Origin of the sequence: Methylocella tundrae (assembly GCF_901905185.1) — a bacterium.
Taxonomy (GTDB): domain Bacteria; phylum Pseudomonadota; class Alphaproteobacteria; order Rhizobiales; family Beijerinckiaceae; genus Methylocapsa; species Methylocapsa tundrae.
In genome coordinates, this window is record NZ_CABFMQ020000007.1 from 1 (window position 1) to 441 (window position 441).

A 441-nucleotide genomic window follows, 5' to 3' on the forward strand; every position below is an offset into this window, starting at 1 on the left:
GTACAGCATTTATTATTAATAAACATAACAAAGCGGCTAAAGCAAAATTTGTTGAAATTGCCAGTAATGATGTAGATACGATTGGGCGTGTTGACCCAATTATTAACCCATATGTCATGACTGAAGATATTGATGGTTGTGAAATTGAGAAAGATAAAGGCAACACACTAGCTCAATATCAAGGTTTTCAAAAAGAAATTGTTGCAAATCCGATTGTACGTGAATGCGACCAACTTGATGAAAATACTCAGATTGTTCAGCTAAAGCCTGCTCAGTCAAAAGCGATTAAACACAAGTTACCTCCGCGAGAATTGGCTGTAATTCGTTTACCTTCTTTTGAAGAAGTGGCAAATGATCAAGTACTTTATACACATGCAAACCGTATTTTACATCTTGAAACCAACCCGGGAAATGCACGTGCTTTGGTTCAACGTCATGGTG

General features: G+C 37.2%; 1 pseudogene. It reads left to right on the forward strand.

From position 1 onward, the window contains the following. A pseudogene (locus MPC4_RS02970) lies at nt 1-441 on the forward strand (YgiQ family radical SAM protein); the annotation flags it as partial.